Annotated in this window: 14 protein-coding genes and 1 tRNA gene; 13 read left to right on the top strand and 2 right to left on the bottom strand. The window is 44.8% G+C overall.

Annotated features, from left to right (window positions below):
- The first annotated feature begins 226 nt into the window (after window positions 1-226).
- The 3 genes from RUMAL_RS02495 (at window position 227) to RUMAL_RS02505 (ending at window position 2,352) form a co-directional block, all read left to right on the top strand.
- On the top strand, window positions 227-724 hold the full coding sequence (locus RUMAL_RS02495; protein WP_013497233.1) for a CarD family transcriptional regulator: 498 nt from the start codon (window positions 227-229) through the stop codon (window positions 722-724).
- Between the two features lie 228 nt (window positions 725-952).
- On the top strand, window positions 953-1,582 hold the full coding sequence (locus RUMAL_RS02500) for a flavodoxin family protein (protein WP_013497234.1): 630 nt from the start codon (window positions 953-955) through the stop codon (window positions 1,580-1,582).
- 14 nt (window positions 1,583-1,596) lie between these two features.
- Window positions 1,597-2,352, top strand: a complete 756-nt coding sequence (locus RUMAL_RS02505) for a carboxymuconolactone decarboxylase family protein (protein ID WP_013497235.1) — start codon at window positions 1,597-1,599, stop codon at window positions 2,350-2,352.
- A gap of 131 nt (window positions 2,353-2,483) precedes the next feature.
- Here the strand turns inward: RUMAL_RS02505 and RUMAL_RS02510 are convergent, their stop codons facing one another.
- A complete protein-coding gene (locus RUMAL_RS02510) occupies window positions 2,484-2,960 on the bottom strand; it encodes a hypothetical protein (RefSeq protein WP_013497236.1) in 477 nt (158 codons plus the stop codon).
- A gap of 300 nt (window positions 2,961-3,260) precedes the next feature.
- Between RUMAL_RS02510 and RUMAL_RS02515 the strand changes: the two genes are divergently transcribed.
- From RUMAL_RS02515 to RUMAL_RS02560, 10 genes are all read left to right on the top strand, one after another.
- Entirely contained in the window at window positions 3,261-3,839 is a 579-nt protein-coding gene (locus RUMAL_RS02515; RefSeq protein WP_013497237.1) for a sporulation initiation factor Spo0A C-terminal domain-containing protein, read from the top strand.
- A 235-nt stretch (window positions 3,840-4,074) separates the two neighbouring features.
- Entirely contained in the window at window positions 4,075-5,193 is a 1,119-nt protein-coding gene (locus RUMAL_RS21145; RefSeq protein WP_013497238.1) for an ISAs1 family transposase, read from the top strand.
- Between the two features lie 151 nt (window positions 5,194-5,344).
- On the top strand, window positions 5,345-6,982 hold the full coding sequence (gene ilvB / locus RUMAL_RS02525) for a biosynthetic-type acetolactate synthase large subunit (protein ID WP_013497239.1): 1,638 nt from the start codon (window positions 5,345-5,347) through the stop codon (window positions 6,980-6,982).
- Window positions 6,983-6,992: 10 nt separating this feature from the next.
- Complete coding sequence (locus RUMAL_RS02530; protein WP_013497240.1) at window positions 6,993-7,517, top strand: hypothetical protein; 525 nt, start codon at window positions 6,993-6,995, stop codon at window positions 7,515-7,517.
- A gap of 191 nt (window positions 7,518-7,708) precedes the next feature.
- Window positions 7,709-8,206, top strand: a complete 498-nt coding sequence (gene ilvN, locus RUMAL_RS02535; RefSeq protein ID WP_013497241.1) for an acetolactate synthase small subunit — start codon at window positions 7,709-7,711, stop codon at window positions 8,204-8,206.
- A 65-nt stretch (window positions 8,207-8,271) separates the two neighbouring features.
- On the top strand, window positions 8,272-9,297 hold the full coding sequence (gene ilvC, locus RUMAL_RS02540; RefSeq protein ID WP_013497242.1) for a ketol-acid reductoisomerase: 1,026 nt from the start codon (window positions 8,272-8,274) through the stop codon (window positions 9,295-9,297).
- Between the two features lie 202 nt (window positions 9,298-9,499).
- On the top strand, window positions 9,500-10,654 hold the full coding sequence (locus RUMAL_RS02545) for a GGDEF domain-containing protein (RefSeq protein ID WP_013497243.1): 1,155 nt from the start codon (window positions 9,500-9,502) through the stop codon (window positions 10,652-10,654).
- A gap of 62 nt (window positions 10,655-10,716) precedes the next feature.
- On the top strand, window positions 10,717-12,276 hold the full coding sequence (locus tag RUMAL_RS20485; RefSeq protein WP_013497244.1) for a PP2C family protein-serine/threonine phosphatase: 1,560 nt from the start codon (window positions 10,717-10,719) through the stop codon (window positions 12,274-12,276).
- A 205-nt stretch (window positions 12,277-12,481) separates the two neighbouring features.
- Window positions 12,482-12,670 carry a hypothetical protein gene (locus RUMAL_RS02555; RefSeq protein WP_013497245.1) on the top strand — a complete coding sequence of 63 codons (189 nt, stop codon included), beginning with the start codon at window positions 12,482-12,484 and terminating at the stop codon, window positions 12,668-12,670.
- A gap of 498 nt (window positions 12,671-13,168) precedes the next feature.
- Window positions 13,169-18,790 (top strand): Spy0128 family protein, encoded by a 5,622-nt coding sequence (locus RUMAL_RS02560; protein ID WP_013497246.1) that lies wholly within the window; start codon window positions 13,169-13,171, stop codon window positions 18,788-18,790.
- A gap of 133 nt (window positions 18,791-18,923) precedes the next feature.
- On the opposite strand, the gene RUMAL_RS02565 is transcribed toward RUMAL_RS02560, so the two are convergent.
- A tRNA-Met gene (locus RUMAL_RS02565) sits at window positions 18,924-18,997 on the bottom strand.
- Window positions 18,998-19,322 lie beyond the last annotated feature (325 nt).

The following is a 19,322-nucleotide window of genomic DNA, read 5'->3' on the forward strand; positions in this document are numbered from 1 at the left end:
GTAAAAGATACTGGGTAAATTAAGTTCTTGCTACGGGTAAATTAATCACTGCTTTGATCGGCCTGCTGTTTGAGCATATTGTTATATGACTGATGCTGTGTTTTTGTGCAAAACTTCCTTTGCTTTATATCCTGTAAAGTGCTAAAATAGTATATGAGAACGTGTAGCAGTTACTGCGTAAGTCCGGTTGCTTGCTTCACGTTTTATTTTTTGCGAGGTGATACTTATGTATAAAACGGGCGATGTTGTTATGTACGGTACAAGCGGGATATGTAGGGTCGCGGCTGTAGAAAAACGTGATCTTACCGGAGAAGAACAGGAATACTATATACTCAGAAATATATATTCCGATAAAAATATCTATTATGTGCCGGTAAATAACGAAGCTGCACTTGGCAGGATGCACCCGGTATGTACAAAGTCTGAGGTCGATGAACTGATATCCCATATGAATTCCGAAGGATTGATATGGATAGATAATGACAACAAGCGCAAGGAGGAATACAGCCGTATCATAAAGGATGCGGACAAGCACGAGATCATAAGACTGATCAAGACCCTTTATCTTCGCCGCAGAGAACTTTCAGAAAACGGCAGGAGACTGCGTTCTTCCGATGAGAACTACCTTGGTATAGCAGAAGATATGCTTTTTGAGGAGTTTGCATACGCTCTCGGTATAGACAGGTGCGAGGTAGTGGATTATATCGAAAAGCATCTGGCATAGGCCGTATACGGCTGTAAAAACTGATGTGCCGTAGATATGCGATGGCAGAAAGACGTATTTTTACGTAAGCGGACAAATGGGGTGTATTACGATTGACCTTTTTGACACGGTGTGATATAATTTATGTGTATACCACTTGCTGAGGAAATGCATGGAACTGCGGACGCAGGAATACTTCCTTGAAGTGGTGCGTGAATAATAAATATCAAGTCGTAAAGGAGAACTATAATGAAAGTGCTGATACTTAACGGAAGTCCTCGTGTGAACGGCAACACTTCCATCGCTGTAAACGAGCTTGTAAAGACCTTTGAGAAGGAAGGCATAGCAACTGAGGTCTGTCATATCGGAAATAAGGATATAAGAGGCTGTATCGCCTGCGGAAAATGTTCTGCGCAGGGACGCTGTGTGTTCGATGATGCAGTGAATGAGATCGCGGCAAAGTTTGAACAGGCTGATGGTCTTGTAGTGGCTTCGCCTGTGTACTATGCATCGGCAAATGCCACACTTATCGCCTGTCTTGACAGACTGTTCTACAGCTCGCATTTTGATAAGACTATGAAGGTAGGTGCGAGCGTAGTTGTGGCAAGACGCGGCGGCTGTTCCTCAACGTTCGATGAACTCAATAAGTATTTCACTATCTCGGGAATGCCTGTTGCATCAAGTACCTACTGGAACAGTGTTCACGGCAGAGAAGCAGGAGAAGCGGAGTTTGATGCTGAGGGTATGCTGACAATGAGAAGTCTGGCAAGGAATATGTCGTTCCTGATGAAGTCTATCGCCCTCGGAAAAGAAAAATACGGACTGCCTGACGGTGAACCATGGCAGCCTACTCATTTTATAAGAGATGATCTGAAATAAAGGAGTGATATGTAATGGCAGAAAAGATCGTACAGACGGCAGGCAGAGATCAGCTGGGAGAATTTGCTCCGGATTTTGCTCGTTTCAATGATGATATCCTGTTTGGCGAGAACTGGAACAACACTGATATCGACCTGAAGACAAGAAGTATCATAACTGTTGTGGCGCTGATGTCTCAGGGCGTTACGGATAATTCCATACGGTATCATATCATGAATGCCAAAAACCACGGTGTATCACAGGCGGAAATGGCAGCGGTCATCACTCACACCGCATTCTATGCGGGTTGGCCTCATGCGTGGGCGGTGTTTGGCATAGCAAAGGAAGTCTATGCAGATAATGCACCTGCTCTTTCCGAAAAGGACAGATTTCAAAAAGAACTGTTCTTTCCGATCGGTGAGCCGAATCCATACGGTGATTTCTTTGTGGGACAAAGCTATCTTGCACCTGTTTCTACTGAGCAGATACCGATATACAACGTGACTTTTGAACCCGGCTGCCGCAACAACTGGCATATTCATCATGCGAAGAACGGAGGCGGTCAGATGCTTATATGTGTCGGAGGTCACGGCTGGTATCAGGAGTATGGCAGGGAAGCGCGACCGCTTGCTCCTGGAGATATAGTCAATATCCCTGCTAATGTCAAGCACTGGCATGGCGCGGCTAAAGACAGCTGGTTCGCACATCTTGCTATAGAGATACAAGGTGAAGACAGCAGCACAGAATGGTGTGAAGCTGTTAATGATGAAGATTATTTAAAGCTGAGATAGCATTTGTGATCCTTAGTGCTGATATGGAACAAAGCCCCCTGCAAACGCTGTGTTTGCAGGGGGCAGTTTGTGTTTATCGGTATTTGGAAAGCGGATGACAGTTATTATCTGTTCCGCTGGTGGGATGCCTGTTATTGATTCGGGATATATGCATCAAGCAGCTGCTGCAGCATCCTGTCACGGTCGAAAAGCAGTCTGTCAAGCTGATCCAGCTGCTTTTCCAGCAGTGAGATAGAACGCTCATAAGCATTTTTTCTTTCCTCATATATGGATAAACGCTTTTCAAATTCGTCGTGCTTGCTCTCGAGCTGTATCAGAAGATCATCTACCTGACGGTTGCGTTCTTTCAGCATCTGTTTGAGGGCAGCCACATCGTCTGTGGTGTAATCATCGCCGTAAACCTCTATAAGCGATTCGTAAATGGGAGCTATGGACTGATAATGAAAATTCTTTTCCTCCGAGCCCTCGGCAAATATATCGTACATCGTCCTTGGAGATACATATCCGCCGTGTTCGGCAACGATATCCTGTATCTGCGGGATAGACATACCATGCTGATTCTTGATCTCCTTGATAGTCTTGATTCGTTGTCTTAAAGTTCTTTCCATAAAATATCCTTTCAAAAACTTGCAAGAAACTTGCAGGATTAATTCATTGTCAAATCCCTACTATTCATGTATAATTAATCACGATGCTTTGCTATTTGAACGAAGGGTCATTCACAATATCCGATTTACAGCTGTTTTACAAAAACGAGCACAGTTAACATTTTAACATAAGTCGGTAAATTTGTCAACCGCTGCAAAGCCTTGCATAAGTCTGTGGATAAACTTGCGGAATTTTCTGATCTATCATTGCAAAGGACAGCAGCAAAACACATCAAACTGATCGGTAAAGGAGAGGTCATAATGAATATGGTCATGATAGAAGAAAAGGAAGAACTACTTTCGGTAAAACTGGCTGAAAGATTGAAGAAAGACGGGTTTTTCGTTGTTGCACATGGTACTGTACTGGAAATAATGAACTACATTTTTGAGGTAAAGGGTACAGGCGGTCAGCCGAGGCACAACGGACTCAGATATGAGCTTCCTGCAGAGTACGGTGAAGATACGCTGTACAGCTATATCAAGATGACCGTTTCCACACCGCTCGAAAGGAAAGTGGAGGATATGACAGTAGATACGGTATTATCACTGGGTATATCAAGGGCGCTGAGGGGATACTCATATCTTGCAGCTTCGATAACTATGTGTGTAGCCTGCCCCGATAAGCTGTATTCTCTGAACAAGGATGTTTACCCCGAGATAGCGAGAAAATACAATGTTGATGTATCCTGCATCGAACGAAGCATCCGCCATGCTATATGCAAGGCTTATTCGGAGGATCCCGAGCCTATGAAAAAACTGTTCAGGCGGCCTATCAGACGTCCGAAATGCCAGGAACTGATCGCCGAGTGTGCCGATATCATAAGGCGGATATTCTATTGACGGATCACCGGAATGGTCTGATGCAAAAGCCTTCCGAGGAGACGGAAAAGCTTATGGAAAAATATAAACCGAAATGACCGCCCTAGTCCGAGGACGGTCATTTTATACCCGTAAGAAGAACCTGCAGCACGCCACGGAAATCAATTTTCAAAAAATCAGGTTTCAAAAGTTACATTTATATTTCAGGTTGTACAAATTACTGGACAGAGCACCTGGAAAATGATATAATATAGGCATGAATAATGGAATAACCGAGTATTTTGAAGATATTGAATTATATGAGGAATATGACGGCTATTTTTGCAGTATCCCCGATATCATTACAATAGCAATTCTTGGAAGTATCTGTGGACTTAGAAACATTCATCAGATTCATCAATGGGCGACAAATGACAGAGTAAGCGAATTCTTAAAGGAGAAATTCGGAATCGATCATGTCCCTTGCTATTATTGGATATTGAGCCTGCTGAAATATGTCAAGCCCGAATCGCTCAACCGCTGTTTTGCGGATTGGGTCTATTCATTCATGCCCGAAAAGTCCAAAAGTATGACGATCTCTCTTGACGGGAAAACTGTTTGTTCGACACTTAAAATGAGTAAGATCGAAAGTCCTCTGCACATCATCAGCGCACAGGTATGCGAACTTGGATTGACCCTGGCACAACGCAGCACGGACGATAAAAGCAACGAGATACCTGCGGTGCAGGAGCTTCTGAAAGAACCGAAAATAAAGGGTAATATAGTTGTTGCGGATGCACTGAACTGTCAGAAAGAAACTGCTGAGATTATCGTAAAACAAAAGGCAGATTATCTGCTTTGCGTTAAGGATAATCACCCAAATTTGAAGAAAGATATCGAGGATTATGTGCAGGACAGTTCTCTCAGAGACACTATGCAAACAGTTTCAAGAACGGAGAAAAACCGTGGCAGAGTTGAAACAAGGACAGCGTATGTAACAACAGATATCAACTGGCTGGAACAGAAAAAAGAGTGGAAAAATCTGAAGTGCATAGGAGCCATTCATACTGAGTTTTCAACGAAAAAAGGCACTTCGAGCGAATGGCACTATTACCTTTCAAGCCGCGAAATGACAGCGGAACAGCTCCTTCATCATGCAAGAATGGAATGGTCGGTTGAGTCAATGCACTGGCTGCTTGATGTTCATTTTGAAGAAGATTGGTGCAGAGTCGAAAACAAAGACGTTCAGCAATGCCTGAATATGTTCAGAAAAGCTGCGATAAATTTAATCAAGAACTTTAAAAATCGGAACAATTCTAAAGCCGCCATATCCAAACTTATGTTTGAATGTCTTATGGAGCCGCAGATGATTTCGAGGGTGATTTTTGAAAATTGATTTCCGTGGCAGCACGCTGCGCAGGGTTGACTTAATTATGGAAATATGTTATAATTATATAAATTTTTCTTTCGGGATCATCACGTATCCCGAAGAGATGCTTTTCCCGTACAAAGGCGCGGGATACAGCTTGTGAAGGAGGTAGTCTTTTATGAAAATGACAGTAAGTCAGGCAATGGTAGAGTGCTTGAAGGCAGAGGAGATAAAGGTCGTCTACGGCTACCCGGGTGCGGCTATCTGCCCTTTTTATGATGCACTGCTTGATGCTGAAAAGGATATAAAGCACGTTCTGGTAAGGCATGAGGCTAACGGCGGTCATGCAGCCAGCGGCTATGCCAGGATATCGGGTAAGCCTGCGGTGTGTATCGCAACTTCAGGTCCCGGTGCGGTCAATCTGATAACTGCCATAGCTACTGCCTATGCGGATTCTATACCGATAGTCTGTATCACAGGTCAGGTAAATACCGATCAGATAGGCTCCGATGTTTTTCAGGAGGCTGATGTTACGGGCGCGGCAGAACCTTTCGTAAAGCACAGCTATCTCCTTAAAGACCCTGCGGATGTGGGCAGAGTGTTCAAGGAAGCTTTCTATATCGCAGGCTCGGGCAGACCGGGTCCTGTTCTGATAGATGTTCCTATGGATGTACAGAAAATGACTGTGGATTTCAAATATCCCAAAAAGTGCGATATACGCAGCTATAAGCCCACCGGCAAGGGAAATGCATTACAGGTAAAGCGTGTTACCGAAGCGCTGAGAACTGCTGAAAAGCCACTTATATGTATCGGCGGCGGTGTGTTCGCTTCAAATGCTCAGGCTGAGATAGTTGAGCTTTCAGAAAAGCTGAACATACCTGTTATCACTACCATGATGGGTATATCCGTGTTCTCTGACGATGATCCCCTTTATGTGGGCATGATAGGTACACATGGTACAAAGATAGCAAATTATGCTGTAAATGCTTGTGACACACTGTTCCTTGTAGGCGCTCGTGTCGGTGACAGAGCAGTAAAAACTCCTCTTGAGCTGGAAAAAGATACCAAGATACTACATATAGATATCGACCCTGCCGAGATAGGCAAGAATATCGGTGCAGACCTGCCGCTGGTAGGTGATGCAAAAATGGTGCTCCGTCAGATGCTTGAGCATATAGATAAGCACCCTGAGGGTAATGCCGATCATACAGCATGGCTGAAGCAGATAGAGGATAACCGTACCCCAACCGAGTTTGCCAAGCCCGTCAAGGGTACTGTCAATCCGAAGGAGTTTCTGCAGAAGCTTTCCGAGCGTATGCCTGCGGATGTAAATATATGCGCAGATGTGGGACAGAACCAGATATGGACAAGCAGATACCATTTCAAAAAAGGCGGACGTTTCCTGACATCGGGCGGTATGGGTACTATGGGGTATTCTCTGCCCTGTGCCATAGGCGCTAAAATGGCAGATGAAAGCCGTGTGACCGTGGCTGTCTGCGGTGACGGCGGCTTCCAGATGAATATGATGGAACTTGCTACGGCAGTGCAGTATGGTGTTGATGTCAAAGTGGTAGTATTTACCAATACCAGACTCGGCATGGTAAGAGAACTTCAGACCAAGGGCTATAACGACAGACAGATAGCAGTATTCCTTGACGGTTCACCTGATTTTGTCAAGCTTGCAGCCGCTTACGGGATACCTGCCATAAGGGTAACTGATAAGAAGTCCGAGGACAAGGCTATCGAGATGCTTGCAGAAGAAAAAGGTATGCTGCTGTGCGAGGTAGTTGTTGACAAGGATTTCCCGACGCTGTAAGAGGTGGGTCATGCTGCATTACAGGATACTGAGTTACGGCAGTGACTACGATTGGGGATTACTGGTGGGTCTGATATCTCTTCGCGATGCGGCAGAGATAGACAGGCAGTTTGAAAAAAGGCTGAATAGTCTTGAAAAGGAAGAACCCTTTGCTGACGATATGTCCGCCAGGCTTATGGCAGAGCTGGATAACTCACGCAGAACAGGCGAGTATGCTGTCATAACGCCAAAGGGCAAGGGCTGTATAACCTGTCTTTCAACGTCCATAAAATTCGGACTGATGGTGCTGGACTCACATAAGGACGGTCAGCCTGTAATAACAAGGACGGGTGCTGTAAATGGCAGAGTACTGGAATGGCTCTCGGAAAAAGGCGATTTTACCCTTGTGCTGACGGATAACGAGTGCGGTGCTTTGCGTGAAGTACTGGCGCTTGTGGGCAACGGTATGGCTGACCTGGAATATCAGGGGCAGATCTATTCGGCTTATGATATAAAGGCGTGTATGGAGGCAGTCGCGCAGCTTTCAGACAGCTGATATCGGATAGTATTTGTGTAATATTTATATATCAGCGCTTTATCACGCCATAACAAGGATAATTTACTGTGATAAATGACTAAATTTATCCGTTAATAATTTAGTCTGATAAATTTAAAGAAATAGCCACAATATGATAGTATAATAATTAAGTGTGGAATTTATTCCCGCAAAAAAACGGAGGTCATGATATGAAACATACCATTTCTGTTCTCGTTGAAAATCACAGCGGTGTCCTTTCAAGGATATCGGGTCTTTTTTCAAGAAGAGGATTCAATATCGAAAGTCTGGCGGTAGGTCCTACAAATGATGAATCCATATCCAGGATCACCATAGTTGCAGACGGCGACGAGCATACCGTCGAGCAGATAGAAAAACAGCTCAACAAGCTGATCGAGGTCATAAAGGTCAAGACCTTCGGCAGAGATGAATTTGTAGCGCGTGAGCTTATGATAGTAAAAGTCAGTGCTCCTGCTGACAAGCGCAGCGAGATAATGACTATCGCAGAGATCACAGGCGCTAAGGTAATGGATATCACCCTTACCACCATGACGCTGGAGATATGCGACAGGTATGACAGGCTGGAAAGATTCGAGAAGGTAATCGAGCCTTACGGCATACTCGAAATGGCAAGGACAGGAACTGTCGCTGTTGAGAGAGGCGCCGAGTATTTCAGCGCAAAGAAGTAAAGAAGTAGATTCCCCTTTTTACAGGGAGAAATAAATCATTCCAAATATTTTAGGAGGAAATTAAAATGGCAGATGCAAAGATCTATTATCAGCAGGACTGCGACCTTAATGTACTGAAGGGCAAGACAGTCGCTATTATCGGTTACGGTTCACAGGGTCACGCTCACGCTCTGAACCTGAAGGAGAGCGGTATTGACGTTGTTGTTGGTCTGTATGCAGGCTCCAAGTCCGCAGAAAAGGCTAAGAAGCAGGGTCTGGACGTTCTCAGCGTAGCTGACGCAGTCAAGAAGGCTGACGTTATAATGATACTCATCCCCGATGAGAAGCAGGCAGCTCTGTACAAGAGCGAGATCGCTCCTAACCTGACAGCAGGCAAGACACTGATGTTCGCTCACGGTTTCAATATCCACTTCGGCTGCATCGTTCCCCCCGCTGATGTTAACATCGTAATGATCGCTCCTAAGGGACCCGGTCACACTGTTAGAAGCGAGTACCAGGCTGGCAAGGGTGTTCCTTGTCTTATCGCTGTTGAGCAGGATGCTACAGGCAACGCTACAGAGATCGGTCTGGCTTACGCTCTGGGTATCGGCGGCGCAAGAGCAGGCGTTCTGGAGACAACATTCAGAACCGAAACTGAGACCGACCTGTTCGGTGAGCAGGCAGTTCTCTGCGGCGGCGTATGTGCTCTGATGCAGTGCGGTTTCGAGACTCTGGTTGAGGCTGGCTATGATCCCAGAAACGCTTACTTCGAGTGCATCCACGAGATGAAGCTGATCGTTGACCTGATCTATCAGTCCGGTTTCGAGGGCATGAGATACTCCATCTCAAACACTGCTGAGTACGGCGATTACATCACTGGTCCTAAGATCATCACTGAGGATACCAAGAAGGCTATGAAGAAGGTTCTTTCTGACATTCAGGACGGTTCCTTCGCTAAGGAGTTCCTGCTTGACATGAGCGATGCCGGTTCTCAGGTACACTTCAAGGCTATGAGAAAGCTCCACGCTGAGCATCCTTCCGAGAAGGTTGGTACAGAGATCAGAAAGCTGTACAGCTGGAACAACGAAGAGGACAAGCTGGTTAACAACTAATCTTTTGTTTCTGATTATTACAAAATGCTCTTCCGCATTTGCGGGAGAGCATTTTTTTGATATATATTATTACAAATACTTTGACAGTTTGTGTATTCTTAATAAAGCAATTAGGTTATTATCCACAAAAAAACACTTGACTTTTAATATCGATATATTATATAATATATAAGGTATAGCATGCAAAAGGGAGGTGCAGAGTTTGAACGATACTTTGTATCCAATAATGTACATCGAAGTAAACCTTATATCTATATTGTTGGTCCTTGTGATAGGACGTAAGACTGCTGGACTTTCAAAAATGGTCTCACATCGTGATTTTGTAAATGCTATCTGTGCGATGATCTCCTTTTTTGTTTCGGATACAGTGTGTGTTACTATGACCGGAGGTCTCCTGCCTTTTGTGCCTATAGTGCTGCTTTTATTTAAGGCGATCTATTTTATTTCCACTTCTGCCATGTGCTTTTTCTGGTTTATTTATTATGAACATATACAAGACTCGTCATTTGCCAAAAGCAAACGCAGTGTTTTTGCTGCATCCTGCCTTGTTTGGGCTATGGCTGTAGTGGTCATTATAAATATATCCAATGGGGTGCTGTTCTATATTGATGAGAACAATAAGTATTGCAGAGGAAGTATGTTCAATCTGCTGTACCTGCTTTCGTATCCGTATGTGATGATAACTTTTATACGTTCAATTTTAGCTATATTCCGCAGGGAAAACTATGCGAAACGAAATATGCTAAGAAAGCTGGCGCTGTTTCCGCTGGCACCCGCAGCTTCGGGCATAGTTCAGTATTTCAGACCTGAAATTCCTGTAGCCTGTGCGACATTGTCACTGGCTACACTGGAATTATATCTTGAATGGACGGACAGGATGATATCTGTCGATCCTTTGACGATGCTCGGCAACCGCAAGCAGATGGAGTACTTTTACAAACAATGGCAGGAGGACTCCGATTCCGATACGATGTTTGTAATGATGGCAGATGCAAATAAGTTCAAAAGCATCAATGATATATACGGTCATGTTGAAGGCGATGCTGCGCTGGTGCGTATCGCAAATGCTATGCGTACTTCCTGCCGTGAGATGAACAGGAGAGCTAATATCGCCAGATTCGGCGGAGATGAGTTTGTTATAATGGTATGTACCGATGACGAAACGGTGATCTCAAAGCTCAGGATGAGGTTGGATGAATGTCTTGAACAAATGAACACAGCCGATAATTCACCGTATGAACTGAGGATCTGCGTGGGAGTTGCTATCGCAAAGCGAAGCTCGGATCTTGAGGAGATAATACAGCAGGCAGATGCCAAGCTCTATGAAGAAAAAGCAAGACTTGGCCATGTCAGATAATAGGATAGTATGATCTTTAGCTGAGATCACTTTATAATGCGTGATAATTTTGGGGAATGCTTATGAGATACTATATATATGGTTATACAGATAAAGGCAGCGTAAAGGGAAAAAATGAGGACGCTGTGCTGGTCAATAAAGAAGTCGTAAAGGAAGGCTTCCGTGAAGCAGTGCTTGATGCACCGTTTATCACGGCGGTCTGTGACGGCGTTGGCGGAGAAAACGCAGGCGACGTTGCTTCGGAGCTGTGCCTGCAGCAGCTTTCAGAGGTGGTGTATACATCAAATACCGATCTTAAACAGGTGCTTATGGCGATCCACGGAAAGATCAAAAAACGCAGCACCCTTGACAAGGCATCGGCTAATATGCAGACGACCCTTTGTGCACTGGCTGTTGACGAGGAAGGCAAAGGGCTTTGTGTGAATGTTGGTGACAGCAGACTTTACAGGTACGTCAACGGTACTATAAGACAGCTGACCACAGATCAGAGCTATGTGCAGTATATGTACAATAAAGGCGAGATCGATTATGTGGATGAGATAGAGCCTGAGTACAGGAGCGCGATTATTTCTGCTATGGGAAGCCCTCAGAGTGATCCGCAGATCGAGCAGACACCACTTGCGAATGAATTCGGAGCAGAGCCTGATGACATGATAATTATAACCTCTGATGGTTTGTCGGATCATGTCAGTGAGAATGAGTTTGAGGTAGGTCTTTCTATGGATCTGCCCATATCTGAGAAACTCGTTGCGCTTGCAAAGCTTGCGATTCTCAATGGCAGTACCGATAATGTATCAATTATAGGTATCAAGCCATTCTTTGATTTTGAAGAACTGGCAGCACTGACAAGGCATGATGCTGTTGGCAAAACTGTTAATGTCATGGAGATGCTGGAAGATCACAATGAAACTGAGGAAAAGGACGAGCTGAGCGATATCCTTACCATAGATCTTGACGCTATAATCGGAAAAGGAAAAACGCAGCGCGAACCCGAAAAATCTTATGAGATAGCATCCGCCAAAGTTCCCGAGCCAGAGGAATCCGAAGAAACACCGATAGTTGAAGCCCCCGAGCCCGAGGAACCCGACGAAACACCGATAGTTGAAGCCCTCGAGCCCGAGAAACCCGACGAAACACCTATAGATGAAGCCTCCGAGCCCGAGGAACCTGACGAAACACCGATAGTTGAAGCCCCCGAGCCCGAGGAAATCGAAGAAACACCGATAGTTGAAGCCACCGAGCCCGATGAACCCGAAGAAACACCGATAGTTGAAGCCTCCGAGCCCGATGAACCCGACGAAACACCGATAGTTGAAGCCTCCGAGCCCGATGAACCCGACGAAACACCGATAGTTGAAGCCCCCGAGACCGAGGAATCCGACGAAACATCGATAGTTGAAGTTCCCGAGCCCGAGGAACCCGAAGAAACACCAATAGTTGAAGCTCCCGAGCCTGAGGAATCCGAAGAAATACACAACATTAAAGAATTCGAACCGGAGGAGCATCATGACATGGTCAGCAGGGAAGATATAGAACTTGAAGCGCACGATCTGTTTATGCAGGCGCAGGCTTCTCTCTCCAGATTATCGGGTCTCATACCAAAGGATAATAAGTCTGAATAAACAAAAAGGTCATTAACGCTTCTGTCTGTATCGGGCAGAAGCGTTTTATATTGTTGGTTCTCAATAAAATTGTCTCAAAAACTTTGGTGAAGTTATTTGTTACAAAGTGGTAAAACCTGTTGAATTTGAAACGAAAATGTGTTATCATATTATACAGTACAAATTTTTAACGCAAAGTCCTTTGTATAAGAACAGGAGAAGTAAAATGGCTTACGGAGATTATGGAACATATAACGGCGGCGGCGGATATGCTTCGCAGGCTGACCGTCACTTGGAAGTTGATCTCAAATGTCCGAATTGCATGGGCGAGAGAGATATTGATGTGAATAATATGTACCTAATGTACAGCCTGTGTATCAGCCGGCGAGCAATAGCAGTATTCTTTTGTGGGTAATCGGTTTCATTTTTGCGCCTTGGCTGACTGTACCGTTATGGTTCTTCAAGACGAATAGGATATCCCGAAAAACTAAGATAATAGTAGTTTCCATATTAGTACTGCTTTTCATAGCCGGGGCATCTTCATGATAATTATAATATGACACTCCCTTTATGGGGGTGTTTTTTTTACAATTATCGGTTGCATAATAATTGCGGATAAGAGAATTGATTTTTGATAAATTTTGTCGCTACTATGAATAAAGTTAGAAATTCGACCCGATTAACCTATAAAATTTGATTTAAATGACGAAAAAGTTTTTGATTTATGAATAACCGTTGACAAAGCGTGGCAGGAATGGTAACATATTAATATATATGGCTTTTCGTGGCCGTATGTTATTTTTTTGAGCTTGTTATCACCGCAATAAATGCAGATAGCAAACCTGAAGAATATAGCTGTACCGATCTTTCGGGAAAGGTGCAGCTGAGTAATTAAGGAGGGGGAATGTAAAAAATGAGAAAAAGTACTCATAGACCGCAGTACAGGCTGCTTTCGGGATTTATATCGCTGATATGCCTGTTTACGGCGGTTCTGGGCAGTGTGCCCTCAGTGAGTGCGGCATCAGCCGAATTGCCCGAAAATATCCAGCTTTTCTTTAACAAAGGTGAGGATGAAGTGGATGGCGTGGTCATTTCAAATGACGGAAAGACCGCGGATTATACCATTGAGGGCGATAAGCAGCAGGTCAATGTTACGCTTAGACTCAGCCTGAACAAGACCTATGAAGAAGGACGTTTGCAGATAGAGGTGCCTTATGATGCCTTTACCGATCGACGCGGCGATCCTTTCCATCTGTCAGCAAAGGCTGATTTTCTTAATCAGCTTGCTTCGGATTCTTCACTTTTGAGGGTCAAGGAGGACAGATCAAGTACTGACGGTGTAATAGTTCTTGAGAATATCAAGGCTTCTTCACCGCATATCGACCTTAATCTTCACTATACCATCTATGCAAATCAGGTTGTCGATAACAGTGTACAGGATTACGGTATAAAGATATTCGATAATGAAACACAGGAATTACGTTCGCCTGAAAAGATCACAGCGACATTCCGCACCCATGTAAGGGATGCGTCTGTTCTGAAGTATACCGAGGACGAAGGCGTTCAGCAGGGCTGCTACTATGCCTGGGATGATATCATCGAAACCAGATATCATCTTTCAGAGTATGGTATAGGCGAGGCTGAGTTCAATGAGATGCTGAAGGAGTATGACTTCATCGGCTACCGCCTTAAAACTTCCGTAGAGAAGAATCAGCCCGTTGTTACCTATATTGACGATCAGCCGGGCGGCGGTGAAGTCGTAGCAGTATCAAAGAAATTCAACTATGAGGATACTACTCCTCTTGTAAAGGTAACTGAGGGTGAGTATGCAGGTCAGTGGATGTTTGAAGGCGCAGCATCGGAGTATCTGGTGCTGGTAAAGTATCCCAAGACAGTTGCTGAAAAGCCTGATGCTGAGGGCAAACTGCCCAGACTGAGAAATGATGTCACTGTGACCTATGCAGGTGTTGACGGTGACAGAGAGGATATTACCGAAGACAGCGACTATATCACATCAGTATGGCAGACAATGGGCGCTGTTTACAGCGGTGATATATGGAGCGTTGTAAAGAAAGCAGGTCCCGATCCCACAGGTGCTGTGGATCTTCTGAGGGCAGGCAGCGAAGCTGCGCTCTCCTATGAGATCGAGGGTATCGGTCATACATATAAGTACGGTGCCAAGGATAACTTCACCTATGAGGACGGTCCCTACTGGATGGAAGTGGTTGATGATGCACTTTATGTAAACGGTCTTGGCGAGGACGGCAGAGAACTTGCTCGTCTGCAGCCTGATGATTTCTACTTCAAGACTTTCACCATGACCGTTGAGCATAAGGTAGTAGAAGCGGTAACACTCAATCTTGATGTAAAGAAATCCCACTATCTTCCTATAAATAAGAGAAAGCCTGTTGAGGTATATGTCATGACTGCCGATAAGCCGGGTGTATGGCAGGAAGACTGGGTGTTATCTCTCCCTGCAGGCAATAGCGATTATGTCTATGCTGATGCAGATGGCAATACCACATTCGAGTTCAAGCACGACAAGGTATACAGGATCAAGTTTGTATACCGCGATGCTAACGGTGATATCAGCCTGAGATCGAATGTTACAGGTGTTATCCGCGGCAAGGGACCTGTTGTCAAGCAGGTGCTTGATAATATGGAAAATAACCACATCAGCGATTTCCAGGTGTTCAACTGGGATGGTCAGATGGGTTATAATGCTGCAGGTGTATGGGAGAACCCCACCGACGGCAGAACAATATATACTCCCAATGACAGTGTCAAGAAAGATCTGCTGGCTCTTGATGAGGAGCTCTATGCAGGACATTCCGATGAAGAGGGAAATGTAAAGGTAACTACCAGACTTTCCGCTAAAAATGTGCTCACAAGCATTGATCCCTTCTGTGGACTTTCCAAGAAGTCAAACGGTGTTGAGCAGAAGAACAAGAAGGTATATACTTCTTATTATCTCGCAGCTGTAACAGGCAAAGCCCTGACAGAGAAAGATCTCAGACAGCTGGTAGAGCTAGGCGCTATAAAGGGCGATAAGGAGGTCGTATTCCACGAGCTGCTGCCTATGGGTATGAGTGTTGAAGAAGTTACCCCCATGACAGAGACCCTTTATCTTTCCGACAGACCCAAGGAGTATCACTGGGATACACTGTGGGCGCGTAACAGCGGTCATGTAAAACCGATAAATACCGAGGTGCCCGATGTAAGTATCGAAACTATCGACAACTACAAGGGAACTCACAGACAGTATGCAAAGATCACTGTAAAGTACAAGGATCTTCCTGTGGTAAGACTTGGCGAACAGAGCGATATCTGCTACTCTCTCGGTTCTGTGCTGTATCTGAAGGCAGTAGCTGACTATGAGGAGCTGAGAAGCACTACTCTTGATAACTATGCCGAGGCACAGTTCATAGGCAAAGACGGCAAGCCTGTAGAGCTTGCAGGTATCATGGCAAAGTCGGATGACGGCACTGTTTTTGAAACACTGAAGGACAGGGACGGCAAGCAGGCGCTTGAAGATATCGACGGCGATAATGATACAAAGAAAACTACAGTTGTAGCTGATATGGCGGTGGATGAAGTAACTATGTATTACTCTGCCACCACCCTTAAAAAGAAGATCAAGGCAGATGACTACGATCTTGACTTCAAGGATTTCACCCAGACCTATGCAGGTCATAACTACACCTACAGACTCCAGTTCTTCTCCAACGAGGGTTTTGCAAAGAATGTGGTGATATATGATTCCATTGAGGAAGCTTACAAGGAACCCGAATTTGATGGTATGCCTTACTGGAAGGGTACGCTCTACGGAGTGGATATCAGCGAGGCTGAGGAAGAGTTCGGTGAAGTTAAGGTATTCGTAAATACAGATAAATTCTATGAAGAGATCGAGATGGCAACGGATACCTTGCTTGGCAAGCCGGGTCTTACACCTGATATGCTCACCGAGGATAATAACTGGTATGAGATAGATCCCGATAATTATGATAACTGGGAAAATGTCAAGACCATAGCATTCAAGATCGGTGAAGATGTAAAGTTTGGTTCAGGTGAGGATATGCCTCATACGGTATGCGTATACCTGAAGATGAAAGCACCCGACACTATCCATAAGGATCAGACAAAGACCAAACAGGTACTGGCTTACAATGCACCCGCTTACTACTGCGAAAAGTACATACAGACCAAGTGGGTCAAGGATACTACTATAGCAAATGTAGTTACTATAGGTCTTAAATCCGCAGTTGAGAAATTCCCTGCGATAAGCAAGACATTTGAGGGCGATATGCCTGAGGGATTCACTGAGAACTGCGAGTTCGATATCAAGCCTCTTAATGGTGCACCTGCACCCAAGGCCTACAAGGACGGCAAATGGGGAAGTGCCATAAAGACTGTAAAGGTTGCCGTAAACGGTTCAGAAACAGCAATAGCCGATGACAACGGCAGTCTGTTCTTTACCGAACCCTGTGTTCTTGAATACGAAGTATCCGAGAAGGCAGGCACAAGGAACGGAGTTACCTATTCTGGCGAGAAGTATAAGGTAGTGTTCAATGTTACCGATATCCGCAAGGACGTTCAGTACGATGACAATACCGAACTTACTGTAGATACAAAGATCTACCGCACTCATGATGAGAACGGTGATGAACTTGACAGACCTGCAGCGGTACAGGCTGTAACATTTACGAATAAGTATGCACCCATACCCGTAAAGGTCAAGATTCCTGTTATATCCAAGAGGATAAAGGGCAGCGAAAGACCTGAGGAAAAGCAGTTCATATTCTCGGTACAGCCCTTTACAACTCTCGGCGGCAGAGCAGATGTTCCTGCGCCCGAAAAGACAAGAGCAGTTATCAAGGGTGAGGGCACTGCCGATTTCGGTCAGGTCGAATTCACCGAGGCAGGACAGTACGATTATGCAATATATGAAGTAAACTCAGCATATACGGGATATACCTTTGATACAAGAGGGTATCTGGTAAGATTTACCGTTACCGATGATGACGGCAAGCTGAAGGCTGCTGCAGCTCCTCTGCAGGTGCTGTATCCCGAAACAAGGGAGTATGAGCCGGCTGAAAAGGCAGAGTTTGTTAACACCTACACATCTAAACCTACTGATACAGTGGCATTCCCTGATGTAGTAAAGATGTTCAGCGGTAAGGAAAGACCTGATGATAAGGTATTCAGCTTTACGATCTCTGCAAAGGACGGCAAGGACATACCTATGCCCGAGAACGATACCGTTACCATTGAGGGCACAGGCAAGGCTTCATTCGGCGGGGTCAAATACGATGCAGCAGGAGTATATGTATATGAGATAAAGGAAAATGATCTCGATGACAGCTACTCAGGCTACACCAAGGACAAAACAGTATATACATTCACAGTTACCGTTACCGATAACGACAGCATCCTTTCGGCTGAAACCAAGCTTACAAAGGACGGTGCTGAGACAGCATCTGCAGAGTTCGTTAACGACTACAGTCCTATAGTTGCAGCTGTAGTTCCTCCTGTTGCTGTCAAGGAGATCAAGGGCAACGATCCCGATGCTGACGAGCGCATCTTTACCTTTGAACTGGCAGCAGCTGAGGGAGAGTCAGTACCTATGCCTGAAAAGACAACTGCGACAGTAAAGGGCAGCGGTGAGGCTGATGCTTTCGGAACCATCGTCTATAATGAGCCCGGTACATACCGTTATGTTGTTTATGAAAAGGATCTTGATGACAGCTATGCAGGCTATACCAAGGATGATGCTGTATACACCATGATCGTTAACGTCAGGGATGCAGGCGGAAGATATAAGGCTGTGTATACTCTGGAAAAGAACGGCGAAAAGGTTGATGAACTCAGGTTCGTCAATACTTATCAGCCAGCTCCCGCAGAGGTTGATCTTGAGATCGAAAAGCAGATCGAGGGCACAACTCCCGATGAGGACGAGACCTTTACCTTTGAGCTGACAGCTAAGGGCGGCGCTCCGCTGCCTGAAAATACAACTGCCAATGTTGCAGGCACAGGCAAGGTTTCTTTTGACAGCTGGTCATATACCGAGGCAGGCATTTATGTATATGAGGTACGTGAGATCGAAGGCAGAAATCCAAAGTACACCTACGATGAAGCTGTATATATAGTAACAGATACTGTATCCGATGAAGGCGGTGTGCTGACTGTGAGCAGGACTATCACCGACTTTGACGGTATACCTTCCGACAATGTGGTATTCATAAATCGCTATGATGATGACTGGGATATCACAAGGGAAGAGGACAGCAGTGCGACACCAGCAGGCGGAGAAGAGTCCTCCGAAAGTTCAGAGGATTCAAGTGAAAATTCCTCCGAGGAAGAGTCTTCAAGCAGACCCGAGGACAGCAGCAAGGACAGCTCCTCAAAGTCAGACAGTTCTTCTTCCACTCCAAATACATCAAACCCCAATACAGGTGCAAAGAGCCTTGTGGGCGTTGAGATAGTGATGCTTGGAGCACTGGTATGCGTTATGAAGAAACGCAGGAACAGCAAGTAAAAACAGCTGAGAAAAAAATAAGACACTTCTGCTTCAAAAGCAGGAGTGTCTTTTTGTATGTCGGGTATAAGTTATAACAAGTACCATATGAACATAAAAAAACACCGTTCAGATGAATCCGAACGGTGATGGATTGCGGGAGTAGGATTTGAACCTACGACCTCCGGGTTATGAGCCCGACGAGCTACCAAGCTGCTCTATCCCGCGATATTTTTTTGTTCTCTCGTTGAGTACTTGTCTATTATATCATAAATGAAAGTGATTGTCAATAGGGTTTCAAAAGAAAAATCAAAGTTTACTTTATGTTAACATTTATATGAAATGACTTTCTGTTGTTCTCTGCTTTGACGATCTTCCGTATGCCCTGATATGTAATAAATGCAACGATATTATACAATATTAACATTTAAACCAGCGGAGCAGTCAGAACGGATGAGAAAGAAATTGTTTCGTTAAATAAACAAAATATATGGATGATCGGCTTATAAAGTCTGTTGCCAATTGTGCATATATACAAAAATAAAGGTTAAAA

Source organism: Ruminococcus albus 7 = DSM 20455, from assembly GCF_000179635.2.
GTDB classification, from domain to species: domain Bacteria; phylum Bacillota; class Clostridia; order Oscillospirales; family Ruminococcaceae; genus Hominimerdicola; species Hominimerdicola alba.

Bases quoted from the DNA above. Each gene is read 5' to 3' on its own strand.
- RUMAL_RS02500 (WP_013497234.1), top strand. From the start codon at position 953: ATGAAAGTGCTGATACTTAACGGAAGTCCTCGTGTGAACGGCAACACT.
- RUMAL_RS02560 (WP_013497246.1), top strand. From the start codon at position 13,169: ATGAGAAAAAGTACTCATAGACCGCAGTACAGGCTGCTTTCGGGATTT.
- ilvB (WP_013497239.1), top strand. From the start codon at position 5,345: ATGAAAATGACAGTAAGTCAGGCAATGGTAGAGTGCTTGAAGGCAGAG.
- RUMAL_RS02510 (WP_013497236.1), bottom strand. From the start codon at position 2,960: ATGGAAAGAACTTTAAGACAACGAATCAAGACTATCAAGGAGATCAAG.
- RUMAL_RS02495 (WP_013497233.1), top strand. From the start codon at position 227: ATGTATAAAACGGGCGATGTTGTTATGTACGGTACAAGCGGGATATGT.
- RUMAL_RS02555 (WP_013497245.1), top strand. From the start codon at position 12,482: ATGGCTTACGGAGATTATGGAACATATAACGGCGGCGGCGGATATGCT.
- ilvC (WP_013497242.1), top strand. From the start codon at position 8,272: ATGGCAGATGCAAAGATCTATTATCAGCAGGACTGCGACCTTAATGTA.
- ilvN (WP_013497241.1), top strand. From the start codon at position 7,709: ATGAAACATACCATTTCTGTTCTCGTTGAAAATCACAGCGGTGTCCTT.
- RUMAL_RS02505 (WP_013497235.1), top strand. From the start codon at position 1,597: ATGGCAGAAAAGATCGTACAGACGGCAGGCAGAGATCAGCTGGGAGAA.
- RUMAL_RS20485 (WP_013497244.1), top strand. From the start codon at position 10,717: ATGAGATACTATATATATGGTTATACAGATAAAGGCAGCGTAAAGGGA.
- RUMAL_RS21145 (WP_013497238.1), top strand. From the start codon at position 4,075: ATGAATAATGGAATAACCGAGTATTTTGAAGATATTGAATTATATGAG.
- RUMAL_RS02515 (WP_013497237.1), top strand. From the start codon at position 3,261: ATGAATATGGTCATGATAGAAGAAAAGGAAGAACTACTTTCGGTAAAA.
- RUMAL_RS02530 (WP_013497240.1), top strand. From the start codon at position 6,993: ATGCTGCATTACAGGATACTGAGTTACGGCAGTGACTACGATTGGGGA.